Source organism: Streptomyces sp. NPDC020681 (assembly GCF_044334895.1).
Taxonomy (GTDB): domain Bacteria; phylum Actinomycetota; class Actinomycetes; order Streptomycetales; family Streptomycetaceae; genus Streptomyces.
Window position 1 is genome coordinate 35,894 of sequence record NZ_JBIRTX010000013.1, and the last position, 17,657, is coordinate 53,550.

The 17,657-nt window shown below is 69.9% G+C and carries 16 protein-coding genes and 2 pseudogenes; 9 read left to right on the forward strand and 9 right to left on the reverse strand.

What is annotated here, in order from left to right:
• Positions 1 to 37: 37 nt before the first annotated feature.
• The 3 genes and pseudogenes from ACH4YL_RS27095 (at position 38) to ACH4YL_RS27105 (ending at position 2,351) form a co-directional block, all read left to right on the forward strand.
• Positions 38 to 649 carry a TetR family transcriptional regulator gene (locus tag ACH4YL_RS27095; protein ID WP_398510048.1) on the forward strand — a complete coding sequence of 204 codons (612 nt, stop codon included), beginning with the start codon at positions 38 to 40 and terminating at the stop codon, positions 647 to 649.
• A 516-nt stretch (positions 650 to 1,165) separates the two neighbouring features.
• Positions 1,166 to 1,956: pseudogene (locus ACH4YL_RS27100) on the forward strand (IS5 family transposase).
• Entirely contained in the window at positions 1,953 to 2,351 is a 399-nt protein-coding gene (locus ACH4YL_RS27105; RefSeq protein ID WP_398510049.1) for a hypothetical protein, read from the forward strand. Before ACH4YL_RS27100 ends, ACH4YL_RS27105 begins: the two are co-directional and overlap by 4 nt.
• Here the strand turns inward: ACH4YL_RS27105 and ACH4YL_RS27110 are convergent.
• Positions 2,348 to 2,932, reverse strand: a complete 585-nt coding sequence (locus ACH4YL_RS27110; RefSeq protein WP_398510050.1) for a GNAT family N-acetyltransferase — start codon at positions 2,930 to 2,932, stop codon at positions 2,348 to 2,350. The genes ACH4YL_RS27105 and ACH4YL_RS27110 overlap by 4 nt on opposite strands.
• A gap of 97 nt (positions 2,933 to 3,029) precedes the next feature.
• Here ACH4YL_RS27110 and ACH4YL_RS27115 point away from each other — a divergent pair, with 97 nt between their 5' ends.
• The 4 genes and pseudogenes from ACH4YL_RS27115 to ACH4YL_RS27130 form a co-directional block, all read left to right on the forward strand.
• Positions 3,030 to 3,458, forward strand: a complete 429-nt coding sequence (locus tag ACH4YL_RS27115) for a hypothetical protein (RefSeq protein WP_398510051.1) — start codon at positions 3,030 to 3,032, stop codon at positions 3,456 to 3,458.
• 200 nt (positions 3,459 to 3,658) lie between these two features.
• A complete protein-coding gene (locus ACH4YL_RS27120) occupies positions 3,659 to 3,880 on the forward strand; it encodes a hypothetical protein (RefSeq protein WP_398510052.1) in 222 nt (73 codons plus the stop codon).
• A 226-nt stretch (positions 3,881 to 4,106) separates the two neighbouring features.
• The gene (locus ACH4YL_RS27125) at positions 4,107 to 4,571 is read left to right on the forward strand and encodes a hypothetical protein (protein WP_398510053.1); all 465 of its coding nucleotides are present in this window, start codon (positions 4,107 to 4,109) and stop codon (positions 4,569 to 4,571) included.
• Between the two features lie 43 nt (positions 4,572 to 4,614).
• A pseudogene (locus tag ACH4YL_RS27130) lies at positions 4,615 to 4,844 on the forward strand (transposase); the annotation flags it as partial.
• A 156-nt stretch (positions 4,845 to 5,000) separates the two neighbouring features.
• Here ACH4YL_RS27130 and ACH4YL_RS27135 read toward each other — a convergent pair.
• The gene (locus tag ACH4YL_RS27135; RefSeq protein ID WP_398510054.1) at positions 5,001 to 5,135 is read right to left on the reverse strand and encodes a hypothetical protein; all 135 of its coding nucleotides are present in this window, start codon (positions 5,133 to 5,135) and stop codon (positions 5,001 to 5,003) included.
• Between the two features lie 84 nt (positions 5,136 to 5,219).
• On the opposite strand from ACH4YL_RS27135, the gene ACH4YL_RS27140 reads away from it, so the two are divergent.
• Positions 5,220 to 8,141, forward strand: a complete 2,922-nt coding sequence (locus ACH4YL_RS27140) for a hypothetical protein (RefSeq protein WP_398510055.1) — start codon at positions 5,220 to 5,222, stop codon at positions 8,139 to 8,141.
• A gap of 1,175 nt (positions 8,142 to 9,316) precedes the next feature.
• Positions 9,317 to 9,991, forward strand: a complete 675-nt coding sequence (locus ACH4YL_RS27145; RefSeq protein ID WP_398510056.1) for a phosphatase PAP2 family protein — start codon at positions 9,317 to 9,319, stop codon at positions 9,989 to 9,991.
• A gap of 11 nt (positions 9,992 to 10,002) precedes the next feature.
• On the opposite strand, the gene ACH4YL_RS27150 is transcribed toward ACH4YL_RS27145, so the two are convergent.
• From ACH4YL_RS27150 to ACH4YL_RS27180, 7 genes are read right to left on the reverse strand one after another with little or no spacing between them, the layout of a single operon-like run.
• The gene (locus ACH4YL_RS27150; protein ID WP_398510057.1) at positions 10,003 to 11,328 is read right to left on the reverse strand and encodes a glutamate-1-semialdehyde 2,1-aminomutase; all 1,326 of its coding nucleotides are present in this window, start codon (positions 11,326 to 11,328) and stop codon (positions 10,003 to 10,005) included.
• Between the two features lie 7 nt (positions 11,329 to 11,335).
• A complete protein-coding gene (gene rfbC / locus ACH4YL_RS27155; protein WP_398510058.1) occupies positions 11,336 to 11,887 on the reverse strand; it encodes a dTDP-4-dehydrorhamnose 3,5-epimerase in 552 nt (183 codons plus the stop codon).
• On the reverse strand, positions 11,884 to 13,122 hold the full coding sequence (locus tag ACH4YL_RS27160) for a polysaccharide pyruvyl transferase family protein (RefSeq protein WP_398510059.1): 1,239 nt from the start codon (positions 13,120 to 13,122) through the stop codon (positions 11,884 to 11,886). Before ACH4YL_RS27160 ends, rfbC begins: the two co-directional genes overlap by 4 nt.
• The gene (locus ACH4YL_RS27165; RefSeq protein WP_398510060.1) at positions 13,119 to 14,066 is read right to left on the reverse strand and encodes a glycosyltransferase family 2 protein; all 948 of its coding nucleotides are present in this window, start codon (positions 14,064 to 14,066) and stop codon (positions 13,119 to 13,121) included. Before ACH4YL_RS27165 ends, ACH4YL_RS27160 begins: the two co-directional genes overlap by 4 nt.
• Positions 14,063 to 15,352: a hypothetical protein gene (locus ACH4YL_RS27170; RefSeq protein ID WP_398510061.1), complete on the reverse strand. Its 1,290-nt coding sequence runs from the start codon at positions 15,350 to 15,352 to the stop codon at positions 14,063 to 14,065. The genes ACH4YL_RS27165 and ACH4YL_RS27170 overlap by 4 nt, the downstream gene beginning before the upstream one ends.
• A gap of 5 nt (positions 15,353 to 15,357) precedes the next feature.
• A complete protein-coding gene (locus ACH4YL_RS27175) occupies positions 15,358 to 16,632 on the reverse strand; it encodes a DUF4910 domain-containing protein (RefSeq protein ID WP_398510062.1) in 1,275 nt (424 codons plus the stop codon).
• Positions 16,629 to 17,654: an NAD-dependent epimerase/dehydratase family protein gene (locus tag ACH4YL_RS27180; RefSeq protein WP_398510063.1), complete on the reverse strand. Its 1,026-nt coding sequence runs from the start codon at positions 17,652 to 17,654 to the stop codon at positions 16,629 to 16,631. Before ACH4YL_RS27180 ends, ACH4YL_RS27175 begins: the two co-directional genes overlap by 4 nt.
• Positions 17,655 to 17,657 lie beyond the last annotated feature (3 nt).

The window sequence follows — 17,657 nt, forward strand, 5'->3', positions numbered from 1 at the left end:
TCTCCGACCTGTTACGGATTACGGAAGGTGATGCGGTGTGACTGGGCGAGGTCCCCGGGGAGAGCGCGGAGAGCAGGCGGACAAGATCATCGCCGCCGCCCGCAGAGCCTTCGCCACCCGTGGCTACGCCGCGACCTCACTGCGGTCGGTCGCCCAGGACGCCGGCGTCGACCCCGGCCTGGTGAACTACTACTTCCGCACCAAGACCGGACTGCTGGAAGCGGTCATGCAACCCCCCGAGGCGTTCGGCGCGGCCGTGGCCGCCGCCGCGGAGCAGCCCATACACCAGCGCGGACGCGCATTCGTGCAGGCCGGCCTACGCCTGTGGGAAGACCCCGCCTCCGCCGAGATCCTGCGCTGCATCATCCTCACCGCCGCCCAGGAACCCGCCGCCATGCACCGCCTGCGCCAGTTGTTCTCCGAACTCGTCCTGACCGTCGTCTCCCACAGCCTGCCTGACACCGAACGCACCCTGCGCGCCAGCCTCATCGCCACCCAGATCGTCGGCATGGTCATGAACCGCTACATCTGGCAGGTCGGCGACATCGCCACCCTCCCCGCCGACACCGTCACCGACCTCCTTGCCCCCACCATCCAGCACTACCTCGCCGACCCCCTCCCACAAAGCTCGGCGACAGCTGGAAGCTGAGCTGACCGGGCCCCGTCCGGTCGAGTCCGACGTCTCCACACCCGGCCAGCCCCACATGAAGCGCGCGGCGCTGCACAGGCAGCCGCTCGCCCCCGCACCGCCCCCGCACCGCCCCACACCGCCCCTCACCGCCAGGAGCAGCCTCTGCTCACCCCACCGGCGACCCGTCGGCGCACATCGCGTGACACCCCGGCACCGCCCCAGGCCTCGCGGCCAGCTCACCGGGTTCCCCAGTCGATCACCGAGTGAACGAACGTCGAACTCGTCGCGAGGGACATGCGCCTGAATCGTGCTCAGAACCTTCTCGTCAGGACCGATCCATGCGTAGTCCTCACCAACGGGGCTGACCTGAATGGGCGTTAAGCTCGATTTTCCTCGGTTGGTGATCGCTCGATCGTGGTATTGGTCGCCATGCGGGCCATCCTTTGGGCATGTCCATGTTGAGATGCGGGGCATGGAGAGGGAGAGCCGTACCTCAGCGACTTATCCGATGCCCAGTGGGCGTTGATCGAGCCGATGATCACTGCCTGGAAGCAGGGCCGGGTGGCGCGGTCAGCGACCGGGGACCCTGAAGCGTGTGACCTGCGGGAGGTCGTAAACGCGACTATCAGAACCGGACGGGCTGTCAGTGGCACTATCTTCCCCATGACTTCCCGGCCTGGTCGGCGGTGTTCTACTACTTCGGCCTGTGGCGCGAGGACGGGCTTGACCAGCGGATCCAAGAACTCCTGCGCTGCCAGGTGCGGGAGAGAGCCCGGCGATTAGAGGACCCGTCCCCCGTGGTCATCGACACCCAGTCGGTCCGCGCGGCAGCCGGTGTCCCGAAGACCACGACGGGACTGGACGCCAACAAGAAGGTGTCGGGCCGCAAGCGGGAGCTGGCCGTGGATGTGATGGGGCTGACTATCGGCGTCGTCGTGCTGGCCGCGTCCGCCCACGACAACGCCGCCGGCACCGCTCTGCTCGACCAGGCCGCCGAACGATGCGGACACCGCCTGGAGAAGGCCCTGGTGGACCAGGGCTTCAAGGACGAAGTCGTCATCCACGGCGCGATGCTCGACATCACCGTCGACGTCGTCCGCCGCAACCCCGCCGACCAGGGCAAAGGCTTCGTCCCGCAGCCGAAGCGGTGGGTGGTGGAGCAGACGAACGGCACCCTGCTCCTGCACCGGCGCCTCGCCCGTGAGTACGACCACCGACCAGACACCTCCGCCTCGCACGTCTACTGGGCCTCCACCGCGAACATGACCCGCCGCCTCACCACCCCGAGTCCGACCTGGCGCGACACCCTCGGACTGGCCGCATGAACGTCAATGAACTCCTGGCAGACCTCCACGCCCAGCACGACGAGACCACCGCCCGGGCCGGTGAACTACACGACCAGATAGAGCACTTGACCTCCGCCCCGGCCAAAACCGAAGGACGGCTTGCCGATCTGGCCACTGCCCGAAAGGTCATCGCAGAAGTCGCACTGGCAGGAACCGAATCCGAACCGCCTGAGTTGACCACCGCCTACCAGGTCATCGTGAACGCCTTCAACACCCACCCCGACCAGGCGTTCCGGGTCCGTGAGCTGCACGAACTCCTCGGCATGCCCACCGACGACCCCGCCATGAACGTCACCCGCAGCCGCCTCGGACGCCTCACCCGTCAAGGCTTCCTCACTCAACCCGGACGCGGTCTCTACCAGAAACGGGCTTAGCGCCGCTTTGCGTGGGCTGGAATCGGCACGGCCGACGGCCGCCACTCTCGCCTGATCAATCCGAACACCCACGAGTCGGACACTTCGCCGTTCACGACGCAGTCTTCCCGCAACGTCCCTTCACGCATGAAACCGATCTTCTCCAGGACCCGGGCAGATGCCACGTTGCGCGTGTCGGTCTCGGCCTGGATTCGATTCAGGTCCAGTGTGTCGAATGCCCACTGCAGCAGGGCGTGTGCCGCCTCCGTCGCGTAGCCGTGGCCCCACATCGCCTCGGCGAGGCAGTAGCCCAACGACGCGCTGCGGTAGTCCGGGTTCCATTCGGCCAGAACGCACCAGCCGACGAAGGCCCCGTCAGAAGCACGGTCGATGGCCACCCGCGCCCCGGTGCCTTCGTCCGCCATCGTCCGGCACGTCGCGATGAAACGCTCGGCGCGGGCCCGGTCGGTCCACGGCGGGGAGTCCCAGTAGCGCATCACGTAAGTGCTGCTGTGCAGCGCGAACAGGCGGTCCGCGTCGGCGTCGGTGAAGGGTCGCAGTCGCAGGCGAGCGGTGTGCAGTATGGGGGTGGCCAAAGTCATGCGCACCATCCTGCGTCCTCAGGGGGCGGGCAGAACACCGAATATCCGATCACGGTCCGGCCTCACGACCAAGGCACCGCCTACCAGCAGATCGTGCATGCCTTCAACCAGCATCCCCGACCGGACATTCCGGGTCTGCGAACGGCACGACTACTCGTTCGGTGAAGTCAAACTACGGACCACCCCAAACCTCGCCCCCGAACTGCTCGCCAGCCTCCAGGAGCACGGGGCCGACGCCAGCTACGGCGCCGAGTTCGGCATCGACCCGGGGCACCTGCTCATCGTCGCCCTGATGGTCCCTGACAGCGGAGCCTGGATGACCCTACGGACTGCCATCGACGCCATCGCTGGTCGACATCAGGGCACCCGCATCCGCATCGAACTCGGCGACCGGGCCGTGGAGATTGAAGGCAAGAGCACGGCGGACATGGAGTTCCTCCTCACCCAGGCCCGCGAGATATTCGAGTCAGACGCGCAGGAGTGGCGGCGGATCAACGGCGGAGGCGGAGACGGTACGGCAGAGTAACCGCCGGCCTTCGCCGCGACGGGGAACACGTCGGCTCACGAACTGTGCTAACGGTCGCGGTGGTCTTCTCCGCCGTTGAAGGAAGGGTGCATCAGACGATGTGCAGCTTCTCCGGCGTACCGTCGAGCCCTCGCAGCAGCAGATCTGCACCGTCTCGTGTCTGGGCGTCGAGATAGGCGTAGATCTGCACTGCGCGATTGATGACGTCTGCTTTCGACAGTCCGGTGCTCTCGGTCAACTCTGCAATGGCGGGGACGGTCGCGGTCGCCACTGGCGTTGTGGGGTCGGTTGTCGGCCCGTACCTGATGGCGCGCGCCTTGCATCTGGTCGCTTCGGACATGCCATGGCAGCTACAGGCCAGCTTGATCATCGTGGCCGCTCTGCTGCCGCTGGCGTACTTCGTTATCGGCCGCCGCGGTTGAGCTGCGCCGTTGCCGCAAGCCAGCGTAACGGTGCCATCTGCACCCCCGACCATCGGCCGGGGGTGCATTGCCTCAGCGGGCTCGTCAGCTGTCAATGCGACAGGAGCGCCAGCGCCGCCCGCTCCGGCTGATCACTCCGGCTTCTTGCATCCGTACGCCACCGATGACGAGCAGTCCTAACGTGGCGCTCGCCCCGCACTGTCACCGCCAGCCCTATCGTCACCACATGACGTGGCTCCCCGTTTTCGCAACTGTTGTCGGTGCAGTCATTGCCCTCAGCTCCGCCCTCCTCGTCGAGCGCCTGCGAGAGCATAGGGAGGACCGCGTCGAGCGCCGCAGGACGAAGCAGGATCTGTATGCCCGCTTCCTCGCCGCCCACGCTCACACCCGGGCGCAGCTGCGCATCCTTGCTGGTACCTCAGGCGTGTCGGATGAAGAACGTGCGAACCGGGCCCGCACGGCGTACGCCGGCTGCTATGCCCCGCGCTACGAGCTCGAGGTGATGGCCCCTCAGTCGGTCCTGGACCCGGCGCTGGAGTTCGACCAGCATGCGAAGGCGTTGCGAAACCTCGTCATCGAGGGCACAAACATTCAAGCCCAAGGCGCGGACCACATGCGCGAGTACATCGACTCTCTGAGGATTGTACGTACGGCGATGCGGGCCGACCTGGGCACGAGCGAGAACACCTGACGGCTGCTGAGCGCCGCGTGACTGGACAGCCCGGACAGCTGCATTCCGCAAGGACACCGTGCTCATCGTGGATGGCACCCTGGTGCCCACCCGCGACCACACGGTTGCCGAGCAGTCGAAGAACTACCGGTATTCCACCGCTCATCAGGTGGTCATCGACGCCGATACCCGCCACGTCGTCGTGGTTGGCCGACCGCTGCCGGCAACCGGCACGACTCCCGAGGGTGGGAGGAGTCCGGCGCCAAAGCCGCCGTCGGCAACACGATGACGATTCCCGGCATCGAGCCCGGCGGCCCACTGGGGTTACGCCCCGGATGTTGGCGGTGCCGCTGTTCCCCGAATCCAGCAGCAGTCGCTCACGGTGGGCGTTTTCCGGACGTCGGCCATGGCAACGATGCGCCCGGGCAGCCTCCAGTGGGCGTGAATGCGTCACTGGTCACCGTCCTGGTCGTCGCGGGGCCGGCGCCGGGACCGGTAGGTGAGGACGGTGGACAGGAGAGTCATCGCCGCGCCGAGGAACTGCGCCGCGTGGACGGCGATTTCGAGGTATGCCGAGGTCGTCATGCGAGGAGACTGATCGCCGCAGCGGCCGCGCATCGATCCCGCCGGACACATCCGGACGCGGCCGGACACCAGTAGGGTGCGGGCGTGGGTGAGAGTCGGCGGGGACACCAGGACCAGCAGTACGACCTGCGGCGGCTGTTCGCGCTCCGGCTGCGGGCTCTGATGCGGGCATCCGAGGTGACCGTGCGCGCTCTGCTGCGCGGCAGTGAGGCCCTGGTGCCACGCCCGGGCAGGTCGGCACCTCTCAGCAATGGGACGGTCTCAGGCTGGATCAGGACGGAGGGGACTCCTTCCGTGCCGGAGGACTGGGCCGCGGTCGAACTGTTCGTGGACACCTGCGTTGCCCACGCCGCCGCCCACGGGAAGCGACTTCCCGAGGAGTTGACCGACAAGCAGGTCTGGCGGGCGGTTCACGGCCTGCTGGAGGAGGCGAGGGACTGGCGCGGCGGGGAACGCACCGCGGCGGAGCACCCTGCGACAGACCATGCGGTGCAAGTGGGTCCCGGTCGGGGCAGTGGGCTCGTACCGAAGCCGATCGCCGAGTGGAATCCACACGAGCTGGGTGTGCACCCGGCTGTCAGCACGGATGCGCTCCCTTCGTACGTGCTCCGCGAGCATGACGCCGCCCTGCGTGAACTGCTGAGCAGCCAGGCGGCCGGCAACAGACTGATCGTGCTCAAGGGAGGATCTTCCACCGGGAAAACCCGATCGCTCTACGAGGCGGTCGCGGGCCTGTTGCCCGGCTGGGCCCTCATCCACCCGCCCGGGGTGGACACGCTGCACGAGGTGCTCGTCCAAGGGATGCGCCCGCGCACCGTGCTCTGGCTCGACGAGTTACGCAACTACGTCGAGGCCGACCCCCAGCAGCGGGTGCTCGAGCGGCTGTGCCTGCTGCGGCAGCAGCGCGGCCAGGTGGTGGTCGTCACGACGCTCTGGCCGGACTATTGGGCGCAGCTCATGGCAGGGCCCGAGCCCGGCCGGCCCGACAAGTACCGGCAGGCCCGGTTGCTGCTGCGGCCCGGTGGGTGCGAACTCATCGAGGTGCCCCGGGAGTTCAACCCGGACGAGCGCGGCCGCGCCGCACTCCTCGCAAAGGGCGATACGGCGCTCGCCGCCGCGGTCAGGTCGGCAGAGACGGCCGGAACTCCCGGCCATATCGCACAGATTCTGGCCGGAGCCCCCGACGTGCTGCACCACTACGAGAACGAGGGCGGTGACCCCTACGGCCGGGTCCTCATCAGCGCGACCATGGACGCGGGCCTCCTCGGGCGGCCCGGCCCCTGTCCGCGCGCGCTCCTGAAGGAGGCGGCCCCGGGCTACTTGTCGCAGGAGCAGCGCGCAGAGGCCGCCGACGACTGGTTCGAGGACGCCCTCGCCTACGCAACGAGGAAGCTCAAAGGCGCAGTACGGGCGCTGACTCCGGTCCCTCCCGAGGACGGCATGGGAGTGGCGGGCTACCGGCTCGCCGACTACCTGGAACAGCACGCTCGTGAGCATCGTCGGCGCGCGGCGCCTCCAGCCTCGCTGTGGAAGGCACTGTCCGCGCACACACCCGACCCCGACCAGCGGAGCCGACTGGGGCACCGGGCCTACCTGTTGGGCTTCTACCAGTACGCAGCGGCGTTCTACCGGCCCGCGGCCGAAGCCGAGGACCCACACGCCATGCGCTGGATGGCCGAGTGCCTGAAGAAGGGCGGCTACGCCGACGAAGCAGAGCAATGGCTGACCAGGGCTGCCGGCGATGGTGATGTCGAGTGCATGTCGCAGCTGGTCTATGGGCTGGTGGAACTCGGCCGAAACGAGGAGGCCGAGGTGTGGCTGGAGCGCATCAAAGGTCACGACGAGGCTCTGGCGCTCGAAGAAGGCGAAGGTGCCGGGGAGTTCGACTCCTTCGGGGACGACGAGGGTGGGGGCAACTACACGGTCACCATGATTTCGGTCGCCGAGCAGCTCGCCGAATGGGGCCGAGAGGACGAGGCAAACCAGTGGTGGGACCGGGCCGCTGCCGCCGGCGACTTCTATGCCCTCACTGGGACGACCAACGACCTGTGCGACGAGGGCCGTGCGGACGAGGCCGTCGCGCTGTGGCGCCCGCACGCGGAGGCGGGCGCTCCGAGGGCGATGTTCCAACTGGCCATCTGCCTGTGGAAGTCGGGAGACGAGGACGAGTCCGTAGCCTGGTTCAAACACGCCGAGGAAGAGGGCCAGAGCCACGCCCGCGCGTGGCTGGCCCGGTTTCTGCACGACGCGGGGCGATCCGCGGAGGCCGCCGCGCTGTTTCGAGCCGACGCCGAGGCAGGCAACATATTCAGCATGTCGGATTTCGCCAAGTATCTGGAGGCTGCCGGATCCACGGATGAGGCCGAGCACTGGTGCGGAGAGCTCATCGGATCCGGCCACTTCTACGCAGTGAGTGTGCTGGCCCGGGTGATCGCGACCGGACACGACGGGAAAGGCCAGCTGGCCAGTGAATGGTCGCGGCGACTCTCCGACTCGGGCGACTTCCACAGCATGCGGGAACTGGCAGGAGAATTGGACCGGCGAGAATCCCCGGACCTGTCGTGGGAATGGTGGCTGCGGGCCGCCGAGGGGGGAGATCTCCCGGCCATGCGCGAAGTCGCCCGCCGGTCGTGGGACGACGGACGCCACACAGAGGCCGCGACCTGGTACCGGAAGCTCGCCGCCGACAACGACTGGCGCACGCTTCGCGAGTTCCCTGCGGTACTGGAGGAAGCCGGCAAGGGCGATCAGGTCGTGGCATGGCTGCGAACCGCCGCCGAAGAGGGCGCCACGTTCGCCATGACGGAACTCGCCGAGCTCCTCTGGCACGCTGGGGACGTCACCGGAAGCGAGATCTGGTTCCGGAAGGCTGCAGGCCACGGAATGTCCTTCGCCGCCGATCAGCTGGCGCAGCTGCTCAACGCGAACGGCCGGGACCAGGAAGCAGAGCAGCTGCGGCGCTTCGGCGTGGACCCCAGCGGCCGCACGGCCGCCGCCTGGTCGTAAACCGAGCCCAGGATCCTCGACCACCTCGTGCCCGCAGCATCCGTGGAGCGGAACCACACGCGCGCGGGGCTCGTTCTCGTCGTCGCCGGGTGCCAGTCACGAGCCGTGCTCGAGGTTCCTCCAACTGAGCGCCGGTCGGCGCGTACTGCCGCCCGGGTGGATTCGGTGCCGTCCGGCCCGGCCATCGTCGGCGGCCCACCGGACCCCAGCCAGACAGGCATTGATCCTGTGACCGCAGGTCACAGGCTGGGTAACCGCAAGGGGCCCGGGAAGCACGCCTCCACCAGCAGGCCGTGAACCGCCCGCCGGACAGGCCGCCACCGTCGATCCCGGCCGGGAGAGCATCTCGTTCACCGGCGGAGTTGAGTATGGTCTGCCGGGCGCGGGACCCGACGGTTTGCCGCGCCGGATCGTTGGCTAGGGTGGCAAGTAGAGACTGATTCCACTGCCCTTGACCAGCGTGATGGACAAGCTGGCGAGTTCGGGGCTGCACAGGCTGACAGTTCCCGCGCGGGCCACGTCAGACACGACGGGGGCTCATTGGTGGGGAGTTTGGGGAGTTGGCGCCGGCAGAGCCGAAGGCCACGTCGACCAGCGTCCAGTGGTGTTGGATCGCTTGGCCGGAGCAGACCTGGCAGTCGGCCCAGCCCAGTTCGCGCTTGACGTGTCTGCAATCTTGCTCGGTCCAGCCGCGCAGCCCGCGCATCTGACGATCCCGGCCATGTCGGCGGGCGGCAGCGAGCAGTTCTCGGGGGCGCGGCATCGCGGCAGCGGCGGGTGACATGGCGTCATTGGCCCCGACGGGAGGGGAAGGTGCATCACATCTGCCGGGTGGTCTGCGACGGTGTGCGGGCTTTCCCCCGTCTCGGTCATGAGCGGAGTGTTCGACTCGACCGCCACCACGTAGGGGGTCGCGGCGCGGGCCCTGGCCGCCAGGTGGGCGGTCAGTTGGCCCCGGGAGCCGAGGTACTGACGGGACACATAGGCCGTGGCATGCCCGGACCTACGGTCACCGGAGTCGTCCGGAAACAACGCCCCGCCGTCGTGGGGCACGGTCGCCGGCGCGGGCATCAGCAGGTCGATCCGCCCGTCGCTGACCGGCTCGTGGTCCCACGGGGACTGGAACACACACCACTGCTGCCAGCTACCGCAGGTCGACCCGACGCGGTGGGCGTGTGACCAGTCGGCCGGCGCCCGCGGTGCTGCCCCCATCGCTGCGCGCGCGGCTCGTGCTGATCGCGGCCCTCGCCACGCTGGTGGTCGTCGTGCTCGGGGTCCTGTACGCCGGTCACAGTGAGCCCGGCACGGTGGACAGGTGGATCATCCGGCCGACGGCGGACAGTGTGCGGCCGCCGTGGCGGAACGTCGCTCTGGCCACGGACTTCTGGGGGGAACCCGCCGGAGCGGCGATGTTGGTCGTGGCCGCCGTGACGGGCTGCCTGCTGCTTCGGCGACCTCGCGCGGCGGTGCTCATCGTTGCCGGCACCGGCCTGACCGTGGGAACGACGACGCTGCTCAAGTCGCTCGTGGGACGCACCATCCACGGCGCCGACAACCTGTCCTACCCGAGCGGGCACACCGCCTTCGCCACCGCGCTCGCCCTCGTGGTGGCGCTGCTCGCGACCGGCCGGCTCGGCCTCGGCAGGACAGCCGGCACGTCAATTGTGCTCGCTGCGGCGCTGGTTGCCGGCGCCGCCATGGGCTGGGCGCAGGTCGCCCTGGGCGCGCACTATCCGACCGACGTCCTCGGCGGCTGGTGCACCGCGCTGGCGGTGACACCTGCGACCTCGTGGCTCGTCGACCAGGCGGCTGACCGGATGGCCGACGCCGGCCGGCGCGAGCGTCGCTGACGTCACGTCACTCACGCCAGGCGGCGGAATACGGGCTTCACCGGCCGCCCTGCCAGCCAAGGGGTGGGGTCAGCGCCGTCCAGAGCCTTCCGGTACACCGCACATGCCTGGGCCACCACGTCGACGGTGCGGTCGATGTCGGCGTCGTCGAGCGCGCTGCTCACCACGAACGACGGGGCCAGCACCCCGCCCGCGAGGAGCCGGCGCAGGAACAGAGTGCGGTACTGCTGCGACGGCTGCCCGTTCTCGTCGAGTGTGGCGAAGACCAAGTTGCTGGCCCGGCCCCGGACGACGACGTGATCGCCGACGCCCATACCGGCCGCAGCCTCGCGGACACCGGCGGCCAACCGCTCGCCGAGCGCGTGCAGCCGCGCGGTGATGCCCTCCTCGACGTAGGTGGCCTGCACGGCCATCGCGGCTGCCAGCGAGTGCGTTTCCGCACCGTGCGTCGTGGACAGCAGGAACACCCGCTCGCCGGAGTGACGCAGCCCGCCCCGCTCCATCAGCGCGCGGCGCCCGGCCAGCGCGGAGACGGCGAACCCGTTGCCCAGCGCCTTGCCGAACGTGGAGAGGTCGGGGACGACGCCGTACAGGCCCTGGGCACCCGCCTCGGACCAGCGCAGGCCGGTGATCATCTCATCGAAGATCAGTACGCAGCCGTGCCGGTCGGCCAGCTCGCGCAGGCCCTCGAGGTAACCGGGCGGCGGCTCGGTGTGGCCGGCAGGTTCGAGGATCAGGCAGGCGACCTCGTCCTGGTACCGGGTGAGCAGCTCCTCCGTGGCGGCCAGGTCCCCGTAAGGGAACGCCACGGTGAGCTCGGTGGTCGCCGCCGGAATACCGGCGGACATCGGCGTGGTGCCGATGAACCAGTCGTCGACGGAGAAGAACGGATGGTCACCGCAGATCGCCACCCGCGGGCGCCCGGTGACGGCGCGGGCGAGGCGCACCGCGGCGGTGGTGACGTCGGAGCCGTTCTTGGCGAACTTCACCATCTCCGCGGTCGGCACCGTGGCCAGGAAGCGTTCCGCGGCCTCGACCTCCACGATGGACGGCCGCACGAAGTTGCCGCCGCGGTCGAGTTCCCGCCGCACCGCCTCAAGCACGCGCGGGTGCGCGTGACCGAGGCTGACCGACCGCAGGCCGGAGCCGTACTCGATGTAGCGGTTGCCGTCGATGTCCCACACGTGGGCGCCGCTGCCGTGGCTGATGACCGGGGCCAGGTTCTCGGGCCACTGATCGTCGCCCTTGGCATAGGTGTGCGCGCCCCCGGGGATCATGGCGTGCAGCCGCTCGTTCGCCATCCGCGACCGGGTCAGGAGGAACTCTTCGGTGTCCACGCCGGCTTCAGCTCTCTTTCTGCTTCAGGACCTCGGCGAGGCTCGGTGCCTCCCGGTCCCGCTGGGACATCGATGTGACCGGCAGCGGCCAGTCAATGGCGAGCTCCGGGTCGTCGAAGGCGATCGTCACGTCCTCGGCCGGATCGTGCGGCCGGTCGATCCGGTACGAGGTGTCGGCGATCTCGGTCAGCGCCTGGAAGCCGTGCGCGCACCCCGCCGGGATGTACAAGGTCACCTGCGTATCGCCGGACAGCTCGAAGAAGGCCACGTTGCGGTAGGTCGGCGAGTCCGTCCGCAGGTCCACAACGACGTCGAAGATCCTCCCGTACGAGCAGCGCACCAGCTTGGCCTCGCCCGCGCCGGAGCGCAGGTGCAGGCCGCGCAGCACACCCTGGACCGAGCGGGACACGCTGTCCTGGACGAAGATGCTCGGGTCGAGGCCCACCGAGCGGACCACGTCGGCGTCGAAGGTGCGGCAGAAGAAGCCGCGTTCGTCGGCGTACGGCGTCGGCTCGAAAAGGTACGCGCCGACGATCGCCGGGACTTCGATCGCCTTCATTGGGTCTCCTGCCGGGTGCGGGCGTTCGCGTGGTCGGTTGCAGGGAACAGGGCGGCGGTCAACGTGGTGAACTGGTCCTTGAGTTGGCGGGCGGCGACCAGGTTCCGCTCGGCGAGAGTTCGCCGCAGCTGGGCCGATTGCTTCTCCAACGCCCGGAACTGCTCCAGCAGCCGGTCGGCGTCCACCTCGCGAGCCGGGTGGCAGTACGCGTCCAACCCCATCCGATCCATGAGCGCGTCGCTCTTCGCCGCATAGCTGAGTGCGAGCGTCGGCGTACCGACCTTCAGCGCGCAGATCAGGTTGTGGTACCGGGTCGCCACCACCGTCTCGGCAGCCGCCATCTCCTTCATCAGGTCGGCCAGCGAGGCCGCCTCGGCAGCGGTGACCAGCGGTGAGTCCACCGCGTCGAGGATCGCGGCGACCACCGGCGCGTCGCACTCGTCGCCGGTGACCAGCCGGACCGGCCTTCCGTCCTCAACCAGCGTGCGGACGAAGCGAGTTGTGCCGTCGAGGTAGCGTCGGTGGATCTCCTCGGCCCGCTCCCGGTCGTCGTTGCCGCCGTGGAAGTCCATGACGCCGACGCACACCGGGCCCGCCGGACCCGAGGGCGCGCTCGCCGGCAGCGTCGGCAAAGCGAATGCGAGGTCCGGGTAGACCTCGTCCCGCGCGGTGTCCACGCCCATCTCCCGTATCGCGTCGCGGGATTGGGCATCCCGGTAGGACCGGTACGCGGCCAGCCGCGCCGACCAGCGCACCAGGGCCCGGGTCGGCCGGTTGCCGATCGGGGCGGCGCCGACGCCGACCAGCGCGACCCGGGTGCGGAACAGCCGGCCGGATGCACAGAGCAGGAACAGCGAGTACGGGAAGCCCCACGGCCGCAGCGGCAGCGTGGCCTCCAGGACGCCCATGCCCGGCACGATCACCACGTCGTGCCGGCGCACCCAGGCAGCGGTGCGGACGGCGTCGACGAGTTTGCCCAGACCCTTCCCCGCGATCGCGCCCGCACGTGACGCGGTCCGGTACTCCCCGCGGTACCAGTGCAGCCGCGTCGCGGGGATCCCGTACCGGTTCACGACGACCTCCGGCCCGCCGCACAGCGCATCCACAACGGCCTCCGGGTGCTCGGCGCGGAGGTACCCGAGCACGGCCTCGAGCGACCCGTCGTTGCCGAGGTTGCCGGAGCCGAGCAGGCCGAACACCCCGACGCGCACCGGAGTTTCGTCTCCGGACGTCATGCCCGCCTCCCCTCACGGCCGGCGACGAGCGCGTCGACGGAGACAGTGAGCAGAGCCGGGTCGACCGGGGCGCGGTCCTCGACCCGCTCGCCGGCACCCGGCCGGCCCCGGCTCGCCATCCATGCGAACAGGTGGCGGTAGCACGCGCGCCGGTCCGCGAGGGACAACGGCGCCCGCCGGATCGCCGAGACGAAGCCCCAGACGTACTCGGCGAGCAGCCGCGGCGTCGGGTGCAGCAGGCCTGCCCGGCGCGGGTCCAGGTTGACGCACCGGGAGCGCTTGGAAGGGTTCGCCCGTTCGGCGCGGGTGGGGTGGTCGCGGCGGAAGTACAGCAGCTCCGGCACCTGGTGGAAGGGCCCGTGCAGGGTGATCTCGGCGACGAACGTGCGGTCCGCGTGGTGGTAGCTGTCGTGCGGCTTCACGCGGCGCAGCACGTCGGCCCGCATCACCCCGTAGAAGTCGTCGCCACCGGGCTCGAAGAGCAGACTGCGGAAGCGCTCGGGCGGGTGCGGTGAGTCGGTGGCGAGCCCGTACTCGTACGGGACCTTCACCTGGCCGTCGCCGTCGATGACCGCCTGGCCGCTGTGCGCGAGGATCACGTCCGGCCGTTCGTCCAGCGCCGTTACGCAGCGCCGCAGCAGGTCCCGGGCGTAAAGATCGTCGTGCGAGGCCCACTTGAACAGCTCGCCGCGGCACTCGGTGAACACGTAGTTGTGGTTCGGCGCGGCGCCGATGTTCCGGGGCAGCCGGATGTACCGGATGCGCGAGTCCTTTTCGGCGTACCGGCGGCAGATGTCCTGGGTCCCGTCGGTCGAGGCGTTGTCGGAGATGACCAGCTCGAAGTCCTCGTAGGTCTGGCCGAGCAGGGCGTCGAGCGCCTCGGCGAGATACTCCTCGCCGTTGTACACGGGCAGGCCGATGCTCAGCCTGGGTTGCGCGGTCATGAGGTCCTCACTTCGGGAATGGGGTTCTGGTGGCGCTCGCGCAGGGCGGACCGCAGCTGCAGCCACCACACGGCCGAGCTGCAGACGGTGGCGGCGGCGACGCCCCAGGCCGAGCCGACCGTGCCGGCCACGGCCGCCCCGCCCAGCCCGCCGATGACGTAGCAGGCGGAGGCGAACAGCTGGCTGCGCAGGCTGCGCCGGGCCGCGGCGAGGGCGCGCAGTCCGGCCGCCGCGCCGGTGCCGAGGCCGGCGCCCGCGACGCCGAGCGTGGCCGGCACGATGAGCTGCGAGGCGGAGCTCCAGACGTCGCCGAGCACGAGCTCGCCGAGCCGGTCCGGCATCAGCAGGAGCGCCGTGCCCCAGAGCAGCGCGGCGACGGCCTGCCCGGCGCCGAGCAGGAGGCAGAACTTGGCCAGTCGGTGCGGGGCTCGCCGCAGCACCCGTGCCGCCTCCGCGACGGTGACCAGAGACAGCCCCATCAGCACGGCGAGGAACGGGCCGAGCAGCAGCTCGGCGCCCCGGACCGCACCCACCGCGCCGACCCCGACGATCGCGCCGAGCCCGTACGCCCGCAGCTGGGACGCGCCGCTGACGCCGACGTTCTCGACCAGGTACCGGGAGCCGAGGTCGCGCTGCTCTCGAAGCCACTCGCGCGCTTCGGCCATCCGGGGCCGGATGCCGGACTGGAAACAGCCGTACACCGCGGCCACCGCGGCGGACGCGCCCCAGGCGAGCACGAATGCGGCCACGCTGCCCACTTGGGCCGCCACCACCATGGCCGGGACGAGCGCGACGCCCCACACGAGGTCGTTGACGAACGCCTTCCGCCCGGCGCCGGCGGCGAAGAACGAGTACCGCCAGACGTCCTGCAGGAGCAGCCCCGGCAGCATGACGCCGAGGCAGGCGAACGCGGGCCCCACGCTGCCGCCGAGAGCAAGGCCGGCGACCAGACACGCCGCGCCGATGGCTGCACCGACGCCGAGCGCGGTACCCGACGACCGGGCCACGGCCCGGCGCCAGGACGCCTCCGGCACGCCGCTGAAGCGCACCACGAGCGGGTCGGTGGCAAGCCCGCGGGAGACGCTGAGCACCACGCCGTAGGTCACCCAGGCCAGGCTGAACACGCCGAACGCGGTCACGCCCAGCGAGCGGGCCACGTAGATCCCCACCGCGAAGTTGGTCATGCTGGAGGCCGCCTGGTCGGCAAGCCCCCAGGACAGCCGGCCGGCCATGGCCCGCTTGGCGGTCACCGCCGTCGGCCTCGTCTTCTCCCCCTCGGTGGTCATCGGCGTCACGCCTTGATCAGCTCGGCGGCGCCCAGGGCGTCGGCCGCGACGGCGACCGTGTCGAACGGCAGCCCTGACCGGTCGGCGACGTCCAGCAGACTGTGCTCGCCGTCGGAGAGGCTGAGCACCCAGAGCATGGCCATCTGGGCCTGCTTCGCGTCGCTGCGGCCGCCGAGCGAGTCGTACAACCCCCGTCGGCCCAGCTGTGGTTCGCCGTAGGGGCTGAGGTTGAGGTAGCGCCGGTTTTGGTCAAGGACGGCGAATGCCTCGCGGCAGACGGTGAGCGTGTCCGTCATCGCCTCCGGGGAGACGAAGTCCGGGTTGTCCGCCGAGGTGTGGTACTCGGGGTATCCGGCGTACGGGGTGCGGCTGAGCGAGCCCACGCCGAGATCGAACCCGGGCGAGCAGAACTGCCGCTCGTCGTAGCCGTACGGAGTGAACTCGGCGATGCGGTGCGGACGTTGGGAGGCGGTCAGCACGTGCCGCATCACCCGGTCGATCTCCGCGTCGCCGCGCCTGCTCTGCTTGTACGTCAGTTGGCCCGAGTCGCCGGCGCAGGCCAGCACGAGGCCGTGCTTGACCCGCTCGATCCGCTCCGCGTTGCGGGCCAGCCAGGTGATCGCCCCGATGGTCCCGGGGGCGTACAGGAACCGGTAGGTGTAGTACGGCGTTTGCTGTGCCAGCGCCCGGGCCAGGAACGTCGCCACCGCGATGCCGGCCAGGTTGTCGTTGGCCAGCGACGGGTGGCAGACGTGGCAGGAGACGATCACCTCGTCGGGGACCTGACCGGGGACCACGTGCTCGGCGTAGGTGAGGTGGCCATCGTCAAGTGTGGAGTCGATGCGCACCTCGTAGTCGCCGTCCGGCAGCGCGTCCAAGGTCTCCTGGGCCAGGCAGAACCCCCATTCCGGCTGGTAGTAGCTGGTGCGGTACGGCACCCAGGCCGGGTGGTCCGGCAGGGTGTGCAGGTGTCCACGCAGCTCGGCCAGCGGCATGGTCGCCGACACCGGCACGCTGTAGCCGAGCACGTGCAGGCTGGACGCGGCGAAGTCGACGACCCGGTTGCCGGCGGTGTCGGCGATGTACGCGTCCCGGATGTTCCACTCCTGCGGCACTGTCCAGTCGAGTACTTGCGTCCCGGTCGGCACTTCGTGCACCTGCAGCGGAACGTATTCGCCGACGATGTCCAGGGTGGCGCGCACACCGTCGCCGGTGATGCTCCGGCACAGCGGGTACAGCCGCTCCACCAGCGCGTGCATCTGTTCGCCGGACGAGGTCATCGGCGCCACCGCAGGGTGTCGTCGACGGCGCCGGCGTCGGACGCCGCGCGCAGCACGGCCAGCCTGGTGAAGCGTTGCTCGAAGTTCTCCCGGGTCAGCCCGTATTCCCGGTAGGCGTCGGCGAGTTCGAGCGCGCCCTGCTTCACCGTCCACTCGCAGTCGAAGCCGGGGATCGCGGCGCGGAACCGGGAGAAGTCCACTCGGTACGACCGCGGATCGGCTCCGGTCTCCCCGGTGATCACTACCTTCGATCCGGATACCGCCTCGGCGACCTGCTCGGCGATCTCGGCGACCGTGACGTTGTTGATCTCGCTGCCGATGTTGAACGCCCGGTCGTGCACCGCGTCGCGCGGCGCGGTCAGCGCGGCCGTGAAGGCCCGTGCGATGTCGGCGGCGTGCACCAGCGGGCGCCAGGGGGTGCCGTCGGAGAGCACCAGCACCTCGCCGGACAGGAGTGCGTGGCCCACCAGGTTGTTGAGCACGATGTCGGCGCGCAGCCGGGGTGAGTAGCCGAAGGCGGTGGCGTTGCGCATGAACACCGGGCTGAAGTCGCCGTCGGACAGGGCGTGCAGGTCGTCCTCCACCCGCACCTTGGACTCCGCGTACGGCGTCACCGGGCGCAGCGGGGCGTCCTCGGTCACCAGGTCGCTGCCGCCTGAGGCGCCGTAGACCGAGCAGGTGGACGCGTACAGGAAGCGCCGCACTCCGGCGTCGCGGGCCAGCCGGGCCAGCCGTACGGACGCGTGGTGGTTGATGTCGTAGGTGAGTTCCGGCGCCAGAGATCCCAGCGGGTCGTTGGAGAGCGCGGCCAGGTGGATCACGGCGTCCACCCCTGCCACGTGTTCGGCCGTGACGTCGCGCAGGTCCACCCGATGCCCGGCCGGGTCCGCGGGTGGCGGGCCGAGGACGCAGTCGGCGAACAGGCCGGCGTCAAGACCGACGACCTCGTGCCCGGCGGCCGCGAGGACCGGGGCCATCACGGTGCCCAGGTAGCCCTGGTGTCCGGTCAGCAATACGCGCAAGGT

Bases quoted from the DNA above. Each gene is read 5' to 3' on its own strand.
- ACH4YL_RS27125 (WP_398510053.1), top strand. From the start codon at position 4,107: ATGACGTGGCTCCCCGTTTTCGCAACTGTTGTCGGTGCAGTCATTGCC.
- ACH4YL_RS27135 (WP_398510054.1), bottom strand. From the start codon at position 5,135: ATGACGACCTCGGCATACCTCGAAATCGCCGTCCACGCGGCGCAGTTC.
- ACH4YL_RS27110 (WP_398510050.1), bottom strand. From the start codon at position 2,932: ATGACTTTGGCCACCCCCATACTGCACACCGCTCGCCTGCGACTGCGA.
- ACH4YL_RS27120 (WP_398510052.1), top strand. From the start codon at position 3,659: ATGACGTCTGCTTTCGACAGTCCGGTGCTCTCGGTCAACTCTGCAATG.
- ACH4YL_RS27160 (WP_398510059.1), bottom strand. From the start codon at position 13,122: ATGACGTCCGGAGACGAAACTCCGGTGCGCGTCGGGGTGTTCGGCCTG.
- ACH4YL_RS27170 (WP_398510061.1), bottom strand. From the start codon at position 15,352: ATGACCACCGAGGGGGAGAAGACGAGGCCGACGGCGGTGACCGCCAAG.
- ACH4YL_RS27165 (WP_398510060.1), bottom strand. From the start codon at position 14,066: ATGACCGCGCAACCCAGGCTGAGCATCGGCCTGCCCGTGTACAACGGC.
- ACH4YL_RS27105 (WP_398510049.1), top strand. From the start codon at position 1,953: ATGAACGTCAATGAACTCCTGGCAGACCTCCACGCCCAGCACGACGAG.
- ACH4YL_RS27175 (WP_398510062.1), bottom strand. From the start codon at position 16,632: ATGACCTCGTCCGGCGAACAGATGCACGCGCTGGTGGAGCGGCTGTAC.
- rfbC (WP_398510058.1), bottom strand. From the start codon at position 11,887: ATGAAGGCGATCGAAGTCCCGGCGATCGTCGGCGCGTACCTTTTCGAG.
- ACH4YL_RS27115 (WP_398510051.1), top strand. From the start codon at position 3,030: ATGCCTTCAACCAGCATCCCCGACCGGACATTCCGGGTCTGCGAACGG.